Genomic DNA, 18,406 nt, shown 5'->3' with positions numbered 1-18,406 from the left:
CCTCACCGCGGTGGTCAACGCCAACCACTAATGCACTTGCGAGGACACTATGGCCCGTTTCGAACTGCAAAAACTTTACATCGATGGCGCGTACTCGGACGCCGGCAGCGATGCCACCTTCGAAGCCATCAACCCGGCTAACGGTGAAGTCCTCGCACAGGTGCAACGTGCGACCAAGGAAGACGTCGAGCGCGCTGTAGTCGCCGCTGAAAAGGGCCAGAAAATCTGGGCCGCGATGACCGCCATGGAGCGTTCGCGCATCCTGCGTCGCGCCGTCGACATCCTGCGCGAGCGCAACGATGAACTGGCCGCGCTGGAAACCCTGGACACCGGTAAATCCTTCTCCGAAACCAAGTACGTCGACATCGTTACCGGCGCTGACGTGCTGGAATACTACGCAGGCCTGGTGCCGGCGATCGAAGGCGAGCAGATTCCACTGCGCGACACTTCTTTCGTCTACACCCGTCGCGAGCCGCTGGGCGTGGTTGCCGGTATCGGCGCGTGGAACTACCCGATCCAGATCGCGCTGTGGAAATCCGCGCCAGCCCTGGCTGCCGGTAACGCGATGATCTTCAAGCCAAGCGAAGTCACCTCGCTGACCACCCTGAAACTGGCCGAGATCTTCACCGAAGCCGGTCTGCCAAACGGCGTGTTCAACGTCCTGACCGGCAGCGGCCGTGAAGTCGGCACTTGGTTGACCGAGCACCCGCGCATCGAAAAAATCTCCTTCACCGGCGGCACCGACACTGGCAAGAAAGTAATGGCCAGCGCTTCGGCTTCGTCGCTGAAAGACGTGACCATGGAACTGGGCGGCAAGTCCCCGCTGATCATCTGCGACGACGCCGATCTCGATCGCGCTGCCGACACCGCGATGATGGCCAACTTCTACAGCTCCGGTCAGGTCTGCACCAACGGCACTCGCGTGTTCGTTCCGGCGCACCTGAAAGCCGCTTTCGAAGCCAAGATCGTTGAACGCGTTGCACGCATCCGCATCGGCAACCCGGAAGACGAAAACACCAACTTCGGCCCGCTGGTCAGCTTCGCGCACATGGAAAGCGTGCTGGGCTACATCGCCAAGGGTAAAGAGCAAGGCGCCCGCGTCCTGTGCGGCGGCGAGCGTCTGACCGACGGCGAATTCGCCAAGGGCGCATTCGTCGCACCGACCGTGTTCACCGATTGCACCGACGACATGACCATCGTTCGTGAAGAAATCTTTGGCCCGGTCATGGCGATCCTCTCCTACGAAACCGAAGAAGAAGTGATCCGCCGCGCCAACGACACCGACTTCGGCCTGGCCGCCGGTATCGTCACCAAAGACCTGAACCGCGCGCACCGCGTGATTCATCAACTGGAAGCCGGTATCTGCTGGATCAACGCCTGGGGCGAGTCCGACGCAAAAATGCCGGTCGGCGGCTACAAGCAGTCGGGTGTTGGCCGTGAAAACGGCATCAGCTCGCTGAACAACTTCACCCGCATCAAATCGGTACAGGTCGAGCTGGGCGATTACGTTTCGGTGTTCTGATCTGACGCAGAGTCTGGATGGGCCCTTTGTGGCGAGGGGATTCATCCCCGCTGGGCTGCAAAGCAGCCCCCTCCCGGCAATGCAAATATCCAGACAGAACCCAGTCGCTGACTCTGCGACTGCTGCGCAGCCGAACGGGGATGAATCCCCTCGCCACAGGTGCGCGGTCACAGTTGACCTGACCAACTTCAAAGAGGGTGCATTCAATGTCCCAAGAATTCGATTACATCATCATCGGTGCCGGCTCCGCCGGTAACACCCTGGCGACCCGTCTGACTGAAGACGCCGGCGTCACCGTTCTGCTGCTCGAAGCAGGCGGCCCTGACTATCGCCTCGACTTCCGCACACAAATGCCGGCTGCTCTGGCGTTCCCGCTGCAAGGTCGTCGCTACAACTGGGCTTACGAAACCGACGCCGAGCCACACATGGACGGTCGCCGGATGGAATGCGGTCGCGGCAAAGGCCTCGGCGGTTCTTCGTTGATCAACGGCATGTGCTACATCCGTGGCAACGCGATGGACTACGACGGCTGGGCGAAACTGCCGGGCCTGGAAAACTGGTCGTACCTCGACTGCCTGCCGTACTTCCGCAAAGCCGAAACCCGCGACATCGGCCCGAACGATTACCACGGTGGCGAAGGCCCGGTCAGCGTGACCACGCCGAAGGCTGGCAACAACCCGTTGTTCCACGCCATGGTTGAAGCGGGCGTACAAGCCGGTTACCCGCGCACCGAAGACTTGAACGGTTATCAACAGGAAGGCTTCGGCCCGATGGACCGCACCGTGACGCCGAACGGCCGTCGTGCTTCCACCGCCCGTGGCTACCTCGACACCGCGAAAAAGCGTTCGACCCTGACCATCGTCACCCACGCTCTGACCGACAAGATTCTGTTCGAAGGCAAGCGTGCGGTTGGCGTGCGTTACCTGGTCGGTTCGGCTGAAGAGCGCGTAGAAGTCAAAGCGCGCAAAGAAGTGCTGCTGTGCTCCGGCGCGATCGCTTCGCCGCAGATTCTGCAGCGTTCCGGTGTCGGCCCGGCCGAACTGCTGAAGTCGCTCGACATCCCGGTCGTTCACGATCTGCCGGGCGTCGGTGAAAACCTGCAGGATCACCTTGAGCTGTACCTGCAATACGCGTGCACCCAACCGGTTTCGCTGTACCCGTCGCTGCTCTGGTACAACCAGCCAGCCATCGGTGCCGAGTGGCTGTTCAACGGCACCGGTATCGGCGCCAGCAACCAGTTCGAAGCCGGCGGTTTCATCCGTTCGCGTCCGGAATTCGAATGGCCGAACATTCAGTACCACTTCCTGCCGGTAGCGATTAACTACAACGGCAGCAACGGTGTGAAAGAGCACGGTTTCCAGGCGCACATGGGTTCCATGCGTTCGCCGAGCCGTGGTCGCATCCAGGCCAAGTCGAAAGACCCGCGCCAGCACCCGAGCATCCTGTTCAACTACATGGCCACCGAGCAAGACTGGCAGGAATTCCGCGACGGCATCCGCCTGACCCGTGAAATCATGCAGCAGCCTGCGCTGGACGCTTTCCGTGGCCGCGAAATCAGCCCGGGCATCGAAGTGCAAACCGATGAGCAACTCGACAAGTTCATCCGCGAGCACGCCGAAACCGCGTTCCACCCGTCCTGCTCGTGCAAGATGGGCACCGACGAGATGGCTGTGGTTGATGGCGAAGGTCGCGTGCACGGCATGCAGAGCCTGCGTGTGGTCGATGCTTCGATCATGCCGATCATCACCACCGGCAACCTCAACGCGCCGACGATCATGATCGCCGAGAAAATCGCCGACAAGATCCGTGGCCGCCAGCCGCTGCCACGCAGTACCGCACCGTACTATGTTGCGGGCGATGCACCGGTGAAGGGCAAGCCGATGCGTGATATCACCCCGGCTGCGCACTGACAGCCCGCTACTCACGCAATCGAAAGCCGCCGTTTCTTTTTATAGAATCGGCGGCTTTTTTATTCGCTTTGCACAACTCACTCTGGGCAATTAGCCATCCGCAGAACAAACAAGTCTTGTAATAATTGACAACAACTGCTTTCAAATAAAAACATTAGTATGCGCGCCAGCAAAAACCATAACCCAAGGAAGGCCAATGGCGCTCAACTGCAATAAACGATTTATGTCTGCCGATTTATTTCGCCAGAAACTTTCCCGAGAAACAACTGTTACTCTTGATTTCAGTTACCTGAGCGGCGTCATTGAGTCGTGGTGGAAAAAGAACAGCGCACAAGATATACACACCCTCAAAATAAAACTGACAAGCTTGTTTCTCGAACACCTTCACTCAGAAGACGCTGCCTATTTCGATAAAATCGGCTGCGCTGGCGGCGTTGCCGCCGTATGCATCCGAAACATATTCAAAATCGACTCTCCCGAACTGGCCCTCACTGTCCACGAAGCATTGGCCGACCTGTTCCACTTGACCGATATTAAATATGAGTATGAAGATCATAAAGCGTTGTATCTGAAACCGTTCGGTGAAAACTTTCGGGAATGGGGTAACGGCCACGGCGATATTACGCCGCACTCTGATGATCTTTATGAACATCTGAATGTCGATTTACTTGCGCTCACCGTATGCCGAGACACAACCCAAACGCCGACCGCTTATTATTATCCTGCCGACTTGCTGCTCTCCCTCGACGACGAAGAACTGCAAACTTTATTAGGCATGCGGGCGATTTTTGTGTCCGGCAAAAACGTCACAGGGACGAAAGAAAGAGTGCGTAATGTCGTTGAATATGACGATTGGAATGGTTACCGGTTTTCACTGGACTTCCGTATCGACGCTCAAAGTGGCGAGCGGATGCGGGCAATCAACGGTGGACAAGAGGTGCTGGATAAAATCCGCGCAGGACTGTCAGCCGCGAAATGCAACCTCTCCACTGCAGAAACAGGCACGTTCCTGATTGTTGCCAACAACAAAGTACTGCATGCGCGCCCCACGCTTGATATCAGCGTCAATGAGGCTCGCTCACGCGCTGCCGAATCAACATTTGCTACAACACCACGCCTGCTGTTTCGCAGTAAAGGGCCTCGCAAGCAGTACTATTCGTTGAACGAACAGCCAGCCCTGTTGGTAGCAAACTGATGAGTGCTTGCCAACCACTACACCAATCCACTTTCATGCAAACGCTTAAAGATGGCGGCCGCGACGCTATAAGCTTTGGCGTCGCGTTCATCTTTCTTTATCTATCAATCGGGATGTTAGGGGCAACACAAGCACTCTCGCTGAGTCAGGTGCTGGCGACAACGTTGTTCATTTTTTCCACGCCTCTGCAGTTTCTGCTTATACAAAACCATAGCGACGGCTGGTTGCTGATTCCAATCATCCTGGCGCTCAATGCTCGTTTTGTCTTGCTTTCAGCGACACTGGTACCTCATCTGAAAACGACGTCGACGCGCCAGATTCTGGCGTCGCTGATATTGTTTACGCCATCAATCTTCACAGCCTGCATGACACGTTTCAAACAAAGCGCCAGCTTCCCTTTTGCGTATTTGCTTGGCGTAGGCGCACCGATCTTCGCCGTATCGATTATCTGCACTTACATCGGATTTATCGCTGGAGCAGGTTATGCCTCACCGGTGATCGCTGCCGCCATCACCATGCTCCTGCCCCTTCAATTTACCGCGCTGGCCGGCAAGCACTGGCCACACTACATGGAAGTTTCCAGCTATTGGCTGGGGTTTATCAGTGCCCCTCTGCTAGTCCTGCTGTTCAAAGACTACAGCCTGTTGATAACGCCCTTCGTCATTGGTGGCCTGATAGTGATGATTGAAAATCTCTGCAGTCGTAAAGGAGCAACCAGTCAATGATGCTCTGGTTACTCATCAGCTTCGCGGCTGTAACAGCTTTTGCTTTCAGGGCTCTGCCATTCGCTTTCAAGAACACCCCGGCGCTGACGCACACCAACGGTTCGTTCTACCGTTTTGTCAGTTACAGCGCCCAAGCCATGTTAGGCGTGATCATCTACGACACCGCTTTCAACAAACTTGATGCGCCGAGTCTTCTACAGCAGTTTCAGATAATCGACGGGTTGAAAATACTGCTGCTGGCAGGAACATTCGTTGTCGTCGCCAAAACCAAACAAATACTCCCCAGCTTCCTGGCAAGTCTGGTGATTTATTTACTCGCGTTCGTCTATTTTAATGACTGACATTTAGACACCTGTACTTCGTACGCATTTGCGCCTCGTGAGCCGCCCAAGATTGGCGTGCTCACGAATTCACGCGCGCCTGTCGCGATGACCGCACTCAGAAAACAGTTTCCCCTCTTCGGCACCGCCCTTGATCCTGCCCCCACGCAGGCCTACTCTAGACCTCGCGCAACCGTTTCACCCCTCCCCGCCGTCGCTTTACCGCTTCCCCCTGACAAGGAGGTTCCCGAATGTTCGATTTCCACCCCCAGCTCAAGCAGCGCTTCGCTGCCTTGCGCACGGGCGCTGAGTTTTTTTCCCTGCGATATGTACGCGAGTCCGGGCAGTACCTGTCGGTACGCAAGAACGTCGCCGAACCGCCAAGCCTGAGCCGTGACGAAGGCGCTATGCTCACCGTTCGCGTTAATGGCGTTGAGGCGTATGCCGCGACCAACGACCTCTCGCAACAAGGCCTGCAAGCTGCGCTTGAACGCGCCGAAACTCAGGCCCGCCGCCTCAAGCCGCACGCCTTGCTCGACCTGCGTGATCAGCCAGTGTCCAGCGATCGCGCTGATTACTTTTCACCCAATCTCGAACAGCCCTTTCCGTCCCTGAACGAATGCTTTGAGCTGCTCGGCGCGGAATCCGCCTCGGTGCCAAAGGATGAGCGCCTGGTGAATTGGCAGGTGAGCATCGGCATTACTCACGTCGAACAGATTTACCTGAGCAGCGCCGGGGCCGAATTGCGCCAGGCCCAGCGCTTCGTCTACCCAGGCCTCGACGTTACCGCCTACGACGGCAACGACAGCCAGACCCGCAGCCTCGGCCGCGAAAACTTCGGCCAACAGGGCGGCGCTGATGTAATCAGCCGCTGCGGCTTGATCGGCGCCGGCCCGCAAGTCGCCGATCAGGCCCTGCAATTGCTGCTCGCGCCGAACACTCCGCAAGGCCCGCGCGATCTGCTGTTGATGCCCGATCAGATGATGCTGCAGATCCACGAATCCATCGGCCACCCGCTGGAACTCGACCGCATCCTCGGCGACGAGCGCAATTACGCTGGCACCAGTTTCGTCAAAGCCAGCGACTTCGGTAGCCTGCAATACGGCTCGAAACTGCTCAACGTGACCTTCGATCCGGGCATTCCCGAAGAGCTCGCCAGCTATGGCCATGACGACGACGGCACCCAGGCCAGCAAACAATTTCTGATTCGCGAAGGCCTGCTGCTGCGGCCGCTGGGCGGTGCGCTGTCGCAATTCCGTGCCGGCATGGATGGCGTCGCCAACAGCCGTGCCTGCGGCTGGAATCGTGCGCCGATTGATCGCATGGCCAACCTCAATATCGAACCGGGCGATCAGCCGTTGAACAAGCTGATCGAAGGCATCGAGCGCGGCATTTTGATGAGCACCAACCGTTCGTGGTCGATCGACGATGCGCGCAACAAATTCCAGTTCGGCTGCGAATGGGGCCAGTTGATCGAAGACGGTGAACTTAAAGGCGTGGTGAAAAATCCGAACTACCGGGCGATTTCCGCGCACTTCTGGAAAAACCTGCGCGCCGTCGGCGACGCCAACACCGTCAAGGTGCTGGGCACGCCGAACTGCGGCAAGGGCGAACCGAATCAGGTGATCCGCGTCGGCCACGCTTCGCCGGCCTGCGTATTCAGCAACGTTGATGTGTTTGGGGGAGACGCCTGATGAGCATTTCGAAGAGTCAGTCCGACGCCTTCAAGGTCATGGTCAATTGGCTGCGCGACAGCGTCCGTGAGCCGGAGCAATTCACCCTCAGCTTTGCCGCCGAATCCTCGGCGTTTGTGCGCTTTAATCACGCCAAAGTGCGTCAGGCCGGGCAGGTGCAGCAGGCCAACATCGTTCTGAAGCTGATCAACGACGGGCGTCATGCCGACCTGCAAGTCACCCTCTCGGGTGATCAGGAAGGCGACCTGCAACGCCTCGCCGAAGGCCTGCAACAACTGCGCGAAACCTTGCCGCTGTTGCCGCAGGATCCGTATCTACTGCTCAATCACAACGGCTGGCAGAGCAAGAATGTGCAGGAACATCCGCTGCCGGACACGGAACAGGTGGTCGATGAAATCTGCGCCGCTGCTGAAGGTCTCGACTTGGTGGGCTTCTATGCCGCCGGGCCGATCAGCCGTGGTTTCGCCAGTTCTTCGGGGGCGTTTGGCTGGCATCAGGCCAATAGCTTCAACTTCGATTTCAGCCTGTTTCACGAGAACGGCGAAGCGGTGAAAGCCAGCTACGCCGGGCATGACTGGAGCAGCGAAGGGTTCGCCAAGCGCTTTGCTCAGGCGCGCGAGCAACTGGAATTTCTCGGTCGGCCGTTGCGCACCCTGGCACCGGGGCAGTACCGCGCCTATCTGGCGCCAGCGGCGCTGGAAGAAATCATGGGCATGCTGAGCTGGGGCGGTTTCTCGGCGCAGTCGATTGCCAGCAAAAGCAGCCCGTTGCAGAAGTTGTATGTCGGCGATCAAGCGTTCAGTCCGCTGGTGTCGCTGGACGAGAAAGTCAGCGAATCGCTGAGCCCGGCGTTTTCCGGCGAAGGTTATCCACGCAGCGATTTGCGTTTGATCGTCGAGGGCAAAGCGGGGGATCAGTTGGTTGGCTCGCGCAGCGCGGCGGAATATGGTTTGGCCGCTAACGGCGCCAGCGGCGGTGAATCGCCGAGTGCGTTGAACATGGCCGCCGGTGAATTGCCGCAGGCGGAAATCCTCAAGCAACTGGGCACCGGGCTGTACATCAGCAACTTGTGGTACCTGAACTTCTCGGATCAACCGGCAGCGCGCATGACCGGCATGACCCGTTTTGCGACCTTCTGGGTCGAGAACGGCGAAATTCAGGCGCCGGTGAGCACCATGCGTTTTGACGACAGCGCGTACAGCCTGCTGGGTTCGCAGCTGGAAGCGCTGACGGCGGAGCGTGAGTTGCTGCTGTCAGCGAGCACGTACAGCCAGCGCAATACCTCGTCGGCATTGCTGCCGGGGGCGCTGGTTAGCCGACTTACGCTAACTCTCTGACAGCGATCGTTCCCACGCTCTGCGTGGGAATGCAGCCCGGGACGCTCCGCGTCCCTGCCAAAAGCGGACGCGGAGCGTCCGTTGAGGCATTCCCACGCAGAGCGTGGGAACGATCATCAAACAGACAACAAGAGGTTCCATGCCCAACCGCCCGCCTCTCGACGCCATCACCGCCCGCTGGTTGCCGTGGGTCGTCGCCATCGCGTTTTTCATGCAGTCTCTCGACGGCACTATTCTTAACACCGCCCTGCCCGCCATGGCCCGGGATCTCGCCGAGGATCCGTTGCGCATGCAGGGCGTGATCATCGCCTACATGCTCACCGTGGCGTTGCTGATCCCCGCCTCAGGCTGGATCGCCGACCGCTTCGGCACCAAGAAAATCTTCTTCGGTGCGATTCTGCTGTTCAGCTTCGGCTCGCTGCTTTGCGCGCTGTCGAGCAGCCTGAGCATGCTGATCGGCGCTCGCGTCATTCAAGGCCTGGGCGGCGCGCTGATGTTGCCGGTCGGGCGACTGGTGGTGTTGCGCGCTTATCCGCGATCCGAACTGGTGCGGATCATGGGCTTCATCACCATCCCCGGTCTGCTCGGCCCGTTGATCGGCCCGACCATGGGCGGCTGGATGGTCGAATACCTGACGTGGCACTGGATCTTTCTGATCAACCTGCCGGTCGGCGTGATCGGCTGCTACGCGGTGTGGAAATTCATTCCCGACCTGCGCGGCAGCGAGCGCACGCGATTTGATGGACTGGGTTTCCTGTTGTTCGGCGCGGCGATGATCCTGATCACCATCGCCATGGAAGGCCTTGGCGAATTGCATCTGCCGCACCTGCGCGTGATGTTGCTGCTGTTCGGCGGCATGGCCTGTCTGGCGGCGTACTGGTTGCGCGCCGGGCATATCGAAAACCCGCTGTTCGCGCCGTCACTGTTCAAGACCCGCACCTTTGCCGTCGGCATTCTTGGCAACCTGTTTGCGCGTCTGGGCAGCGGCGCGTTGCCGTTTCTGGTGCCGTTGCTGCTGCAAGTGGCACTGGGTTATTCACCGTCGCAAGCGGGGATGAGCATGCTGCCGCTGGCCGCTGCGGCGATGATCGCCAAGTGGGTGGCGCGACCGTTGATTGAGCGGCTTGGTTATCGCATCGTTCTCACCGGCAACACGCTGGCGCTGGGGATCATGCTGGCGAGCATGGGCCTGGTCAGCGAGCAGACGCCGTACTGGTTGCTGCTGTGTCTGCTGGCGGTACTTGGCGCGATCAACTCGCTGCAATTTACGGCGATGAACACGGTGACGTTGATCGATCTGGATGACGCGAGCGCCAGTAGCGGCAACAGTTTGCTGTCGGTGGTGGCGCAGTTGTCGTTGAGTCTTGGGGTGGCGTGCGCGGGTGCGTTGCTTGGCGGGTTTACGGCGGAGGTCGGTAATGATGGTGTGGAGACTGTGCTGGGTGCCTTCCAGCTGACCTTTGTCACGGTCGGGATCATGGCGATGTTGGCCGCGACGATCTTCTCGCAGCTGTCGAAAGAAGACGGGCGCCGCGCGAAACGGCCGGAAGAACACATTGAACACTGATTTGTGCTGAAGGGCTTCTGTGGGAGGGGAATTGTGGCGAGGGGATTTATCCCCGATGGGTTGCGTAGCAGCCCCAAGTGGGTTGAATGCGATCGGTCTGATGTACCGAGGTGGCAGGTATAGGGGGGTGCTGCGCACCCCAACGGGGATAAATCCCCTCGCCACAGATAAATCCCCTTGCCACAGATAAATCCCCTCGCCACAGGTAAATCCTTCACTGGTTTTAGTCACTGTTCGTCCAGAACTTTCGAGGAAAGTGGCACGGGGCTGCTACACTGCGCGACATTTTGTTTTGCAGGCCAGTCCCGTGACCACCATCGCCACCGCTTTTAATACTCTGCCGCTGTCCGCCGCCATGCTGGCTAACCTCGAATCCCTCGGTTATGCCCAGATGACGCCGATCCAGGCGCAGAGCTTGCCGGTGATCCTCAAAGGGATGGATCTGATCGCTCAGGCCAAGACCGGCAGCGGCAAAACCGCCGCGTTCGGCATCGGTTTGCTGAACCCGATCAACCCGCGCTACTTCGGTTGCCAGGCACTGGTGATCTGCCCGACGCGTGAGCTGGCCGACCAGGTCGCCAAGGAAATCCGTCGTCTGGCCCGTGCCGAAGACAACATCAAAGTTCTGACCCTGTGCGGCGGCGTGTCGTTTGGCCCGCAGATCGCTTCGCTGGAGCACGGCGCGCACATCATCGTCGGCACCCCGGGGCGCATTCAGCAGCACCTGCGCAAAGGTTCGCTGGTGCTCGATGGCCTGAACACGCTGATCCTCGACGAAGCCGATCGCATGCTCGACATGGGCTTCTACGACGCCATCGAAGACATCATCGTCAAGACCCCGGAGCGTCGTCAGACCCTGCTGTTCTCCGCGACGTACCCGGTGGGCATCAAGCAACTGGCGTCGAAATTCATGCGTGACCCGCAAACGGTGAAAGCCGAAGCGTTCCACGATGACACGCAGATCGAGCAGCGCTTCTACGAGATTTCCCCGGAAGATCGCATGAGCGTGGTGACCAAAGTCCTGCACCACTTCCGCCCGGCGTCGTGCGTGGCGTTCTGCTTCACCAAGCAGCAAGTGCAAGAAACTGTTGATCACCTGACCGCCAAAGGCATTTCCGCCGTCGGCCTGCACGGCGATCTGGAACAGCGTGATCGCGACCAGGTGCTGGCGATGTTCGCCAACCGCAGTACTTCGGTATTGGTCGCCACCGACGTCGCCGCCCGTGGTCTGGACATCGATGCGCTGGACATGGTGATCAACGTCGAACTGGCGCGCGATTCGGAAATCCACATTCACCGCGTCGGCCGTACCGGTCGCGCTGGCGAGAAAGGTATCGCGATCAGCCTGGTTGCACCGGGCGAAGCGCATCGCGCGCAAGCCATCGAGCAACTGCAGAAATCGCCGTTGAACTGGGATCAGGTCGATAACCTCAAGTCCCAGGGCCTCGCCCCGCTGCAGCCGCCGATGACCACGCTGTGCATCGGTGCTGGCCGTAAAGACAAAGTGCGTCCGGGCGACATTCTGGGTGCACTGACGGGTGATGCCGGTATTCCCGGTGCACAGGTTGGCAAGATCGCGATCTTCGATTTCCAGGCTTATGTGGCTGTAGACCGCACCGTGGCCATGCAAGCGTTGCAGCGCCTGAACGACGGCAAGATCAAAGGCCGTTCGCTGCGCGTACGTATCCTGTAACCGATCTTCCCTTTAACGAAGATCCCCTGTGGGAGCGAGCCTGCTCGCGAAGGCAATCTGTCAGCCAACATCAATGTTGAATGACACACCGCTTTCGCGAGCAGGCTCGCTCCCACAGTTTGTTTTGTAGCGACCCACCATGAGGACACCGTTTTGCGCTCTACCGAAGTCGTGATCATTGGCGCTGGCGCCGCTGGGTTGATGTGTGCACTGACCGCCGCCGGGCGTGGGCGTCAGGTATTGCTGCTCGACCACGCGAACAAGGCCGGCAAGAAAATCCTGATGTCGGGCGGTGGCCGCTGCAATTTCACCAACATGTACACCGAGCCGAGCAATTTCCTCTCGCAGAATGCGCACTTCTGCAAATCCGCACTGGCGCGTTACACCCAGTGGGATTTCATCGGCATGGTCGGCAAGCACGCCGTGCCGTATCACGAGAAAAAACTCGGCCAGCTGTTCTGCGATAACAAATCCAGCGACATTCTCGAAATGCTCCTCACCGAGTGCGATCAGGCCGGCGTCGAGCTGCACCTCGACACGTCGATCCAGACCATCGAGAAAGTCGAGAGCGGTTACCTGCTCGACACCACCCTCGGCCAGGTTCAGTGCCAGTCGCTGGTGATCGCTACCGGCGGGCTATCGATCCCGACGCTGGGCGCCACCGGTTTTGGTTATCAAGTGGCCAAGCAATTCGGCCATGAACTGCTGCCGACCCGCGCCGGCCTGGTACCGTTCACCATCACCGATCAGCTCAAGGAATTGTGCACCGAGCTGTCCGGGACGTCGGTGGATTGCTTGGTCAGCTGCAACGATCAGAGCTTTCGCGAGAACATCCTGTTCACTCACCGCGGCCTCAGCGGCCCGGCGATTTTGCAGATCTCGTCGTTCTGGGAATCGGGCGATACAGTGGAGATCAACCTGCTGCCGGATCACGACGCGGCGAGCTGGCTGCAACAGCAAGTGGCCGAGCGTCCGAACAGTGAATTGAAAACTCTGCTCGGTGAGATTTTCACCAAGAAGATGGCCAACCTGCTGGCGGACAACTGGTTTGTCTCCAAACCGATGAAGCAGTATACCCACGCAGAGCTGGCGGAAATCGCCGAGAAGCTGGGCAGCTGGAAAGTCGTGCCGGCGGGGACTGAAGGTTATCGCACGGCCGAGGTAACACTCGGTGGCGTTGATACCCGCGAAGTGTCGTCCAAAACCATGGAATCGCTGAAAAGCCCTGGCCTGTATTTCATTGGCGAAGTGCTCGACGTCACCGGCCACTTGGGCGGCTTCAACTTCCAGTGGGCCTGGGCCTCCGGCTACGCCGCCGCGCAATACGCCTGACGACTACCGCTTTTTGTAGGAGCTGAGCTTGCTCGCGAAAGCGGTCTGACGGTCAGCACTTTTATTGAATGTGAGGCCGTCTTCGCGAGCAAGCTCAGCTCCTACAAGGGGTAGCGGGCGATCAAGGAACACTTTTTGCTGTCAGATGTGATCGCCGCCATTGCGTCGGCGTCATTACTGGCTCAATTTAGCGGCATCGCCTCGGAAGGCCTTCGCACTTCATGTCCTCGACCTCGTTTCGTCAGTCTTTGCGGCGCCTGTGGGCGCTGGATAAATTCAGCTACAGCGTGCGGGTGTTCATCGCCCTGACCGGCAGCATGGCGCTGTGTTGGTATCAGGATGAAATGGGCCTGTTGATCCCGTTGTTCCTCGGCATCATCGCCAGCGCCCTGGCCGAAACCGACGACAGTTGGCAGGGCCGCCTCAACGCCCTCGCCGTGACGCTGGTGTGTTTCAGCATCGCCGCGCTGTCGGTGGAATTGCTCTTCCCCTACCCCATCGTGTTTGCCATTGCCCTGGCGCTGGCGAGTTTCGGCCTGACCATGCTCGGTGCGCTCGGCGAGCGTTATGGGGCGATTGCTTCGGCGACATTAATCCTCTCCGTGTACACGATGATCGGCGTGGATCAGCGCGGCGGCGCGGTCACCGATTTTTGGCACGAACCGATGCTGCTGGTCGCCGGTGCTGCGTGGTACGGCTTGCTCTCGGTGTTGTGGCAGGCGCTGTTTTCCAATCAACCGGTGCAGCAAAGTCTGGCGCGACTGTTCCGCGAACTGGGCTTTTACCTGAAGCTGAAATCCTCGCTGTTCGAGCCGATTAGGCAGATGGACGTCGAAGCGCGGCGTCTGGAACTGGCCCAGCAAAACGGTCGTGTGGTGGCGGCGCTGAACAGTGCCAAGGAAATCATCCTGCACCGCGTCGGTAACGGTCGCCCCGGCTCGAAAGTCAGCCGCTACTTGAAGCTGTACTTCCTCGCGCAGGACATCCACGAACGCGCCAGTTCTTCGCACTATCCGTACAACGCCCTCGCTGATGCGTTTTTCCACAGCGACGTGCTGTTCCGCTGCCAACGCCTGCTGCGCCAGCAAGGCAAAGCCTGCCGGGCTCTCGCCGAGTCGATCCAGTTGCGTCAGCCGTTCATCTACGACGCCAGTTTCGCCGAAGCCCTCAGCGACCTCGACGCGTCCCTCGAACACCTGCGCATCCAGAGCAACCCGGCCTGGCGCGGGCTGCTGCGCTCGCTGCGCGCACTGGCCGCCAACCTCGGAACCCTCGACCGCTTGCTCAGCGACGCGAGCAACCCTGACGCTCTGGCCGATGCGACCGACAGCAGCCTGCTCGACCGCTCACCGCGCAACCTCAAAGACGTCTGGATTCGCCTGCGCACACAACTGACGCCGACGTCGCTGCTGTTCCGTCATGCCCTGCGCCTGCCATTGGCGCTGAGTATCGGCTACGGCATGGTGCATTTGATTCACCCGTCGCAAGGCTACTGGATCATTCTCACCACGCTGTTCGTCTGCCAGCCGAACTACGGCGCGACGCGGCGCAAACTCGGTCAGCGGATTTTCGGCACCGCCATCGGCCTGACCGTGGCGTGGGCGCTGTTCGATCTGTTCCCGAACCCGTTGGTGCAATCGTGTTTCGCCATCGCTGCCGGCGTGGTGTTCTTCACCAACCGCACCACGCGCTACACCTTGGCGACCGCCGCGATCACCATCATGGTGTTGTTCTGCTTCAATCAGGTCGGCGACGGTTACGGGCTGTTCCTGCCACGGCTGTTCGATACCTTGCTCGGCAGCTTGATTGCGGGGCTCGCGGTGTTCCTGTTCCTGCCGGACTGGCAGGGTCGACGCCTGAACAAAGTGCTGGCCAACACCCTGACCTGCAACAGCATCTATCTGCGCCAGATCATGCAGCAATACGCCGCCGGCAAAAGCGACGACCTCGCTTATCGTCTCGCCCGGCGCAATGCGCACAACGCCGATGCGGCGCTATCGACGACGCTGGCGAACATGCTCATGGAGCCGGGGCATTTCAGGAAGGAAGCGGATGTCGGTTTCCGCTTTCTGGTGTTGTCGCACACGTTGCTGAGTTATCTGTCAGGCCTGGGCGCGCATCGCGAGACACAGTTGCCGGCTGAAGTGCGCGAGCAGTTGATCGATGGGGCCGGAGTGAAACTGGCGGCGAGCATTGATGAAATTGCCCAGGGGCTGGCGAGCAAGCAGCCGATTGCGATTCAGAGTGATGAAGAAGAAGCGCTGGCCAATGAGCTGGAGCAGATGGCCGATGAGATTGATGAAGGGCAGCGGTTGGTGCAGACGCAATTGGCGCTGATTTGCCGGCAGTTGGGGCCGTTGCGCACTTTGGCGGCGCACCTGATCAAGGACTCCAGTGAGGTTAGTGCTGCCTGACAGGACGCCTTCGCGAGCAAGCTTTGCTCCTACGGGATTGCGTAGGCCTTGTAGGAGCAGAGCTTGCTCGCGAAGCGGCCATCAGCAACAACACAACTCCGGGATCAGAAACTCACATCCCATGCTGGCGCAGCATCCGCTCATAACTCCCATCCGCCTTCATCGCCGCAATCGCCTTATCAAACCCGGCGACAATCTGCGCATGCTGCGGATTCTTCAGGCTGACCAAAATGTGCAGGCTGTTCTCACTCAACGGCTTGGGCAAAAATTCCACGGAGTTGCGCACCTTGGCTGATTCCCGCGCCAGGTAATACTTCGCCACGTACTCATCTTCCAGCGTCAACTTGACCCGATCCGCCGCGAGCATGCGCACGGCCATGGCGAAGTTATGCACAGGGACTTTTTGCAACGCCGTGTCGGCATCGAACGGCGCTGAATAGGCATAACCGCGCACCACCGCAATCGGATAGGTGTGCAGTTGTTGCAGATTGGAGTAGTCGAGCGGTGTGTCTTTGCGCTTGAGAAAGCGGATGCGGTTGAGCAGATATTCACCGGAAAACTGCCCGAGTCTGGTGCGGTCTTCGTTGTACCAAGCGTTGACCAACACGTCATAACGCCCTTCGCCCACCCCCATCAGCGCCCGTGCCCACGGCACTTGCTCGTAGCCACTGGCATATCCGGCGCGGGCCAGCGCGGTGCTGACGATGTCGGTGGCCAGACCGCCATTGACCAGCGTGTCGTCGGTAAAGGGCGGCCAGATATCAAACACCAGCCGCAGCTTGTCCGCTGCAGCGGTTTGAGCCAGCAGGAGCAGTCCGATCAACGCAAAGGCTCGATACACACGCGGCATGCTTGAAAATCCTTAGCGGGCGGGCTGCCCGGCCTGTTTTCAGTCAAAACCCCAAGGCCCCTTACCGGCAAAACCCAGGCACTAACAGTAGCTCAACGGAGCCAGTGCACAGCGCTCTCCAGCAGATTACACAAAGACGTGACGACCGCGAGAAAGGAATGATGGCATTTTGATCTTTGTCACAGACTCTTACGCCATGCAGACATCAAAGGCGTGGGCGCTTAGTATCCGGACACACGTTCAAGGAGTCGGCAAATGAATATCGAGTGGATCTGCAAACATCACAGCGATCTGGGCAAGGAGCAGCTGTACGCGATTTTGAAACTGCGCTCGGAAGTGTTCGTGGTTGAACAGAAATGTGCCTACCTGGATCCCGATGGTCAGGATCTGGCCGGCGACACCTGCCATTTGATGGGTTGGGCCGATGATCAACTGGTCGCCTACCTGCGCCTGCTGGATCCGGAATCCCAGGGCGGTGACGTGGTGATTGGCCGCGTGCTGACCTCAACGGAGGGACGCGGTAAAGGCCTGGGCCACGAGATGCTGGAAGAGGCGTTGAAACAGGCTGAGAAGAACTGGCCAGCGATACCGATCTATCTGTCGGCGCAGGCGCATTTGCAGGGGTATTACGGCAAGTACGGGTTTGTGGCGGCGGGTGAGGAATATCTGGAGGATGACATTCCACATATTGGAATGCGTCGCTCCTGAATCAGCCCTCACCCTAGCCCTCCCGAAACGTCGGACCGCCCAGAGGGAGAGGGGACTGACCGCGTTGTCTGGCGCTATACGCCGACCTGAAAAACCGCATCGATTATGGATTCAGAAGCACTCGTTCACGTCGGCGTACTTCTCCAATATCCCCCAATCTGGCGCTATACGCCGACCTGAAAAACCGCATCGATTATGGATTCAGAAGTACTCGTTCACGTCGGCGTACTTCTCTAATATCCCCCAATCAGTCCCCTCTCCCTCCGGGAGAGGGTTAGGGTGAGGGGCTCTTATGGATATTCCAATACAGCTTTGATCTGCCGCAAATTCCGCTCAATCCACCCCCGATCAATCGCCCCCCACTCGCGAATCCGATAACGCCCGGCATGGTTGCGTGCGCCCTCTTCCTGCTCGAATTCACAAATGATGTCCAGATCCGCCAACGCCGCGATCGTGTCCTGCGCCGTGCGCCGGGGCATGCCGGTCACTTCGGTCAGCGTCGGCACACTCGGCGCCAGACCGCTGTCGATCAGGTACGCCACGTATAGGCGGCGATAGAAACTGCTTTTGGTCTTGCTGACGTCCATGCATGGGCCCATTAATTGGAAAATCAAAAGATCGCAGCCTGCGGCAGCTCCTACAAATCCCGCCACGTCAGGTACACACGCAGATCAAACTCGATCTGGTGATAGCCCGGCAGCATGTGCTCGCACAATTTATAAAACGCCTTGTTGTGATCCGACTCTTTGAAGTGCGCCAGTTCGTGCACGACGATCATTTTCAGAAAGTCCGGCGCGGCGTCCTTGAACAACGAGGCGATACGAATTTCTTTCTTCGATTTGAGCTTGCCGCCCTGCACCCGCGACACCGTGGTGTGCAGACCGAGGGCGCGGTGGGTCAGGTCGAGGCGGTTGTCGAACAGCACCTTGTCGATGGCCGGGGCGTTGCGCAGGTATTCCTGCTTGAGATCCAGCGCGTAGCTGTACAACGCCTTGTCGCTCTGCACATCGTGCCGCCCCGGATAACGCTGGCTCAGGTAATCGCCCAAACGTCCTTCGGCGATCAGTTGGCGCACCTGATCCTGCAATTGCGCGGGATAGGCCTGGAGGTACTTCAACACGGTCATGGACGGGCGGCAC

15 protein-coding genes and 1 pseudogene are annotated in these 18,406 nt (G+C 59.0%); 13 read left to right on the top strand and 3 right to left on the bottom strand.

Translation table 11 applies throughout. The annotated features are described in order from the left end of the window. Positions 1 to 49: 49 nt before the first annotated feature. The 12 genes and pseudogenes from betB to yccS all read left to right on the top strand — a co-directional run bounded on the left by betB (position 50) and on the right by yccS (position 15,709). The gene (betB, locus tag QMX93_RS10975) at positions 50 to 1,522 is read left to right on the top strand and encodes a betaine-aldehyde dehydrogenase (protein WP_159814756.1); all 1,473 of its coding nucleotides are present in this window, start codon (positions 50 to 52) and stop codon (positions 1,520 to 1,522) included. A gap of 206 nt (positions 1,523 to 1,728) precedes the next feature. Then, positions 1,729 to 3,432, top strand: coding sequence for a choline dehydrogenase (gene betA / locus QMX93_RS10970; protein WP_159814757.1), 1,704 nt, complete (start codon positions 1,729 to 1,731; stop codon positions 3,430 to 3,432). Positions 3,433 to 3,628: 196 nt separating this feature from the next. Beyond that, complete coding sequence (locus QMX93_RS10965; RefSeq protein ID WP_282355624.1) at positions 3,629 to 4,627, top strand: hypothetical protein; 999 nt, start codon at positions 3,629 to 3,631, stop codon at positions 4,625 to 4,627. A 35-nt stretch (positions 4,628 to 4,662) separates the two neighbouring features. Continuing rightward, on the top strand, positions 4,663 to 5,352 hold the full coding sequence (locus QMX93_RS10960) for an AzlC family ABC transporter permease (RefSeq protein WP_282355621.1): 690 nt from the start codon (positions 4,663 to 4,665) through the stop codon (positions 5,350 to 5,352). After that, a complete protein-coding gene (locus QMX93_RS10955; RefSeq protein ID WP_282355619.1) occupies positions 5,349 to 5,693 on the top strand; it encodes an AzlD domain-containing protein in 345 nt (114 codons plus the stop codon). The genes QMX93_RS10960 and QMX93_RS10955 overlap by 4 nt, the downstream gene beginning before the upstream one ends. 230 nt (positions 5,694 to 5,923) lie before the next feature. Further along, positions 5,924 to 7,366: a TldD/PmbA family protein gene (locus QMX93_RS10950; RefSeq protein WP_282355616.1), complete on the top strand. Its 1,443-nt coding sequence runs from the start codon at positions 5,924 to 5,926 to the stop codon at positions 7,364 to 7,366. Next, entirely contained in the window at positions 7,366 to 8,703 is a 1,338-nt protein-coding gene (locus tag QMX93_RS10945) for a TldD/PmbA family protein (protein ID WP_282355613.1), read from the top strand. Before QMX93_RS10950 ends, QMX93_RS10945 begins: the two co-directional genes overlap by 1 nt. 139 nt (positions 8,704 to 8,842) lie before the next feature. Further along, on the top strand, positions 8,843 to 10,270 hold the full coding sequence (mdtD, locus tag QMX93_RS10940; RefSeq protein ID WP_053124604.1) for a multidrug transporter subunit MdtD: 1,428 nt from the start codon (positions 8,843 to 8,845) through the stop codon (positions 10,268 to 10,270). Positions 10,271 to 10,577: 307 nt separating this feature from the next. Next, on the top strand, positions 10,578 to 11,963 hold the full coding sequence (gene dbpA / locus QMX93_RS10935; protein ID WP_008085781.1) for an ATP-dependent RNA helicase DbpA: 1,386 nt from the start codon (positions 10,578 to 10,580) through the stop codon (positions 11,961 to 11,963). Positions 11,964 to 11,991: 28 nt separating this feature from the next. Continuing rightward, a pseudogene (locus tag QMX93_RS10930) lies at positions 11,992 to 12,090 on the top strand (metal ABC transporter ATP-binding protein); the annotation flags it as partial. A 26-nt stretch (positions 12,091 to 12,116) separates the two neighbouring features. Beyond that, positions 12,117 to 13,295, top strand: coding sequence for an NAD(P)/FAD-dependent oxidoreductase (locus QMX93_RS10925; protein ID WP_159814763.1), 1,179 nt, complete (start codon positions 12,117 to 12,119; stop codon positions 13,293 to 13,295). Positions 13,296 to 13,516: 221 nt separating this feature from the next. Continuing rightward, a complete protein-coding gene (gene yccS / locus QMX93_RS10920; RefSeq protein ID WP_282355606.1) occupies positions 13,517 to 15,709 on the top strand; it encodes a YccS family putative transporter in 2,193 nt (730 codons plus the stop codon). A gap of 112 nt (positions 15,710 to 15,821) precedes the next feature. Here the strand turns inward: yccS and QMX93_RS10915 are convergent, their stop codons facing one another. Continuing rightward, complete coding sequence (locus tag QMX93_RS10915) at positions 15,822 to 16,559, bottom strand: transporter substrate-binding domain-containing protein (protein WP_053124610.1); 738 nt, start codon at positions 16,557 to 16,559, stop codon at positions 15,822 to 15,824. 255 nt (positions 16,560 to 16,814) lie between these two features. Here QMX93_RS10915 and QMX93_RS10910 point away from each other — a divergent pair, with 255 nt between their 5' ends. Further along, positions 16,815 to 17,267 (top strand): GNAT family N-acetyltransferase, encoded by a 453-nt coding sequence (locus QMX93_RS10910; RefSeq protein ID WP_212550125.1) that lies wholly within the window; start codon positions 16,815 to 16,817, stop codon positions 17,265 to 17,267. A gap of 290 nt (positions 17,268 to 17,557) precedes the next feature. On the opposite strand, the gene QMX93_RS10905 is transcribed toward QMX93_RS10910, so the two are convergent. After that, positions 17,558 to 17,854, bottom strand: a complete 297-nt coding sequence (locus tag QMX93_RS10905) for a winged helix-turn-helix domain-containing protein (RefSeq protein ID WP_016772794.1) — start codon at positions 17,852 to 17,854, stop codon at positions 17,558 to 17,560. A gap of 50 nt (positions 17,855 to 17,904) precedes the next feature. Next, on the bottom strand, positions 17,905 to 18,393 hold the full coding sequence (locus tag QMX93_RS10900) for a M48 family metallopeptidase (RefSeq protein ID WP_159811846.1): 489 nt from the start codon (positions 18,391 to 18,393) through the stop codon (positions 17,905 to 17,907). Between the last annotated feature and the right edge of the window lie 13 nt (positions 18,394 to 18,406).

Source organism: Pseudomonas sp. PS01303 (genome assembly GCF_029959385.1).
GTDB lineage: Bacteria > Pseudomonadota > Gammaproteobacteria > Pseudomonadales > Pseudomonadaceae > Aquipseudomonas > Aquipseudomonas rustica.
This window is presented reverse-complemented; position numbering and strand designations above follow the sequence as displayed.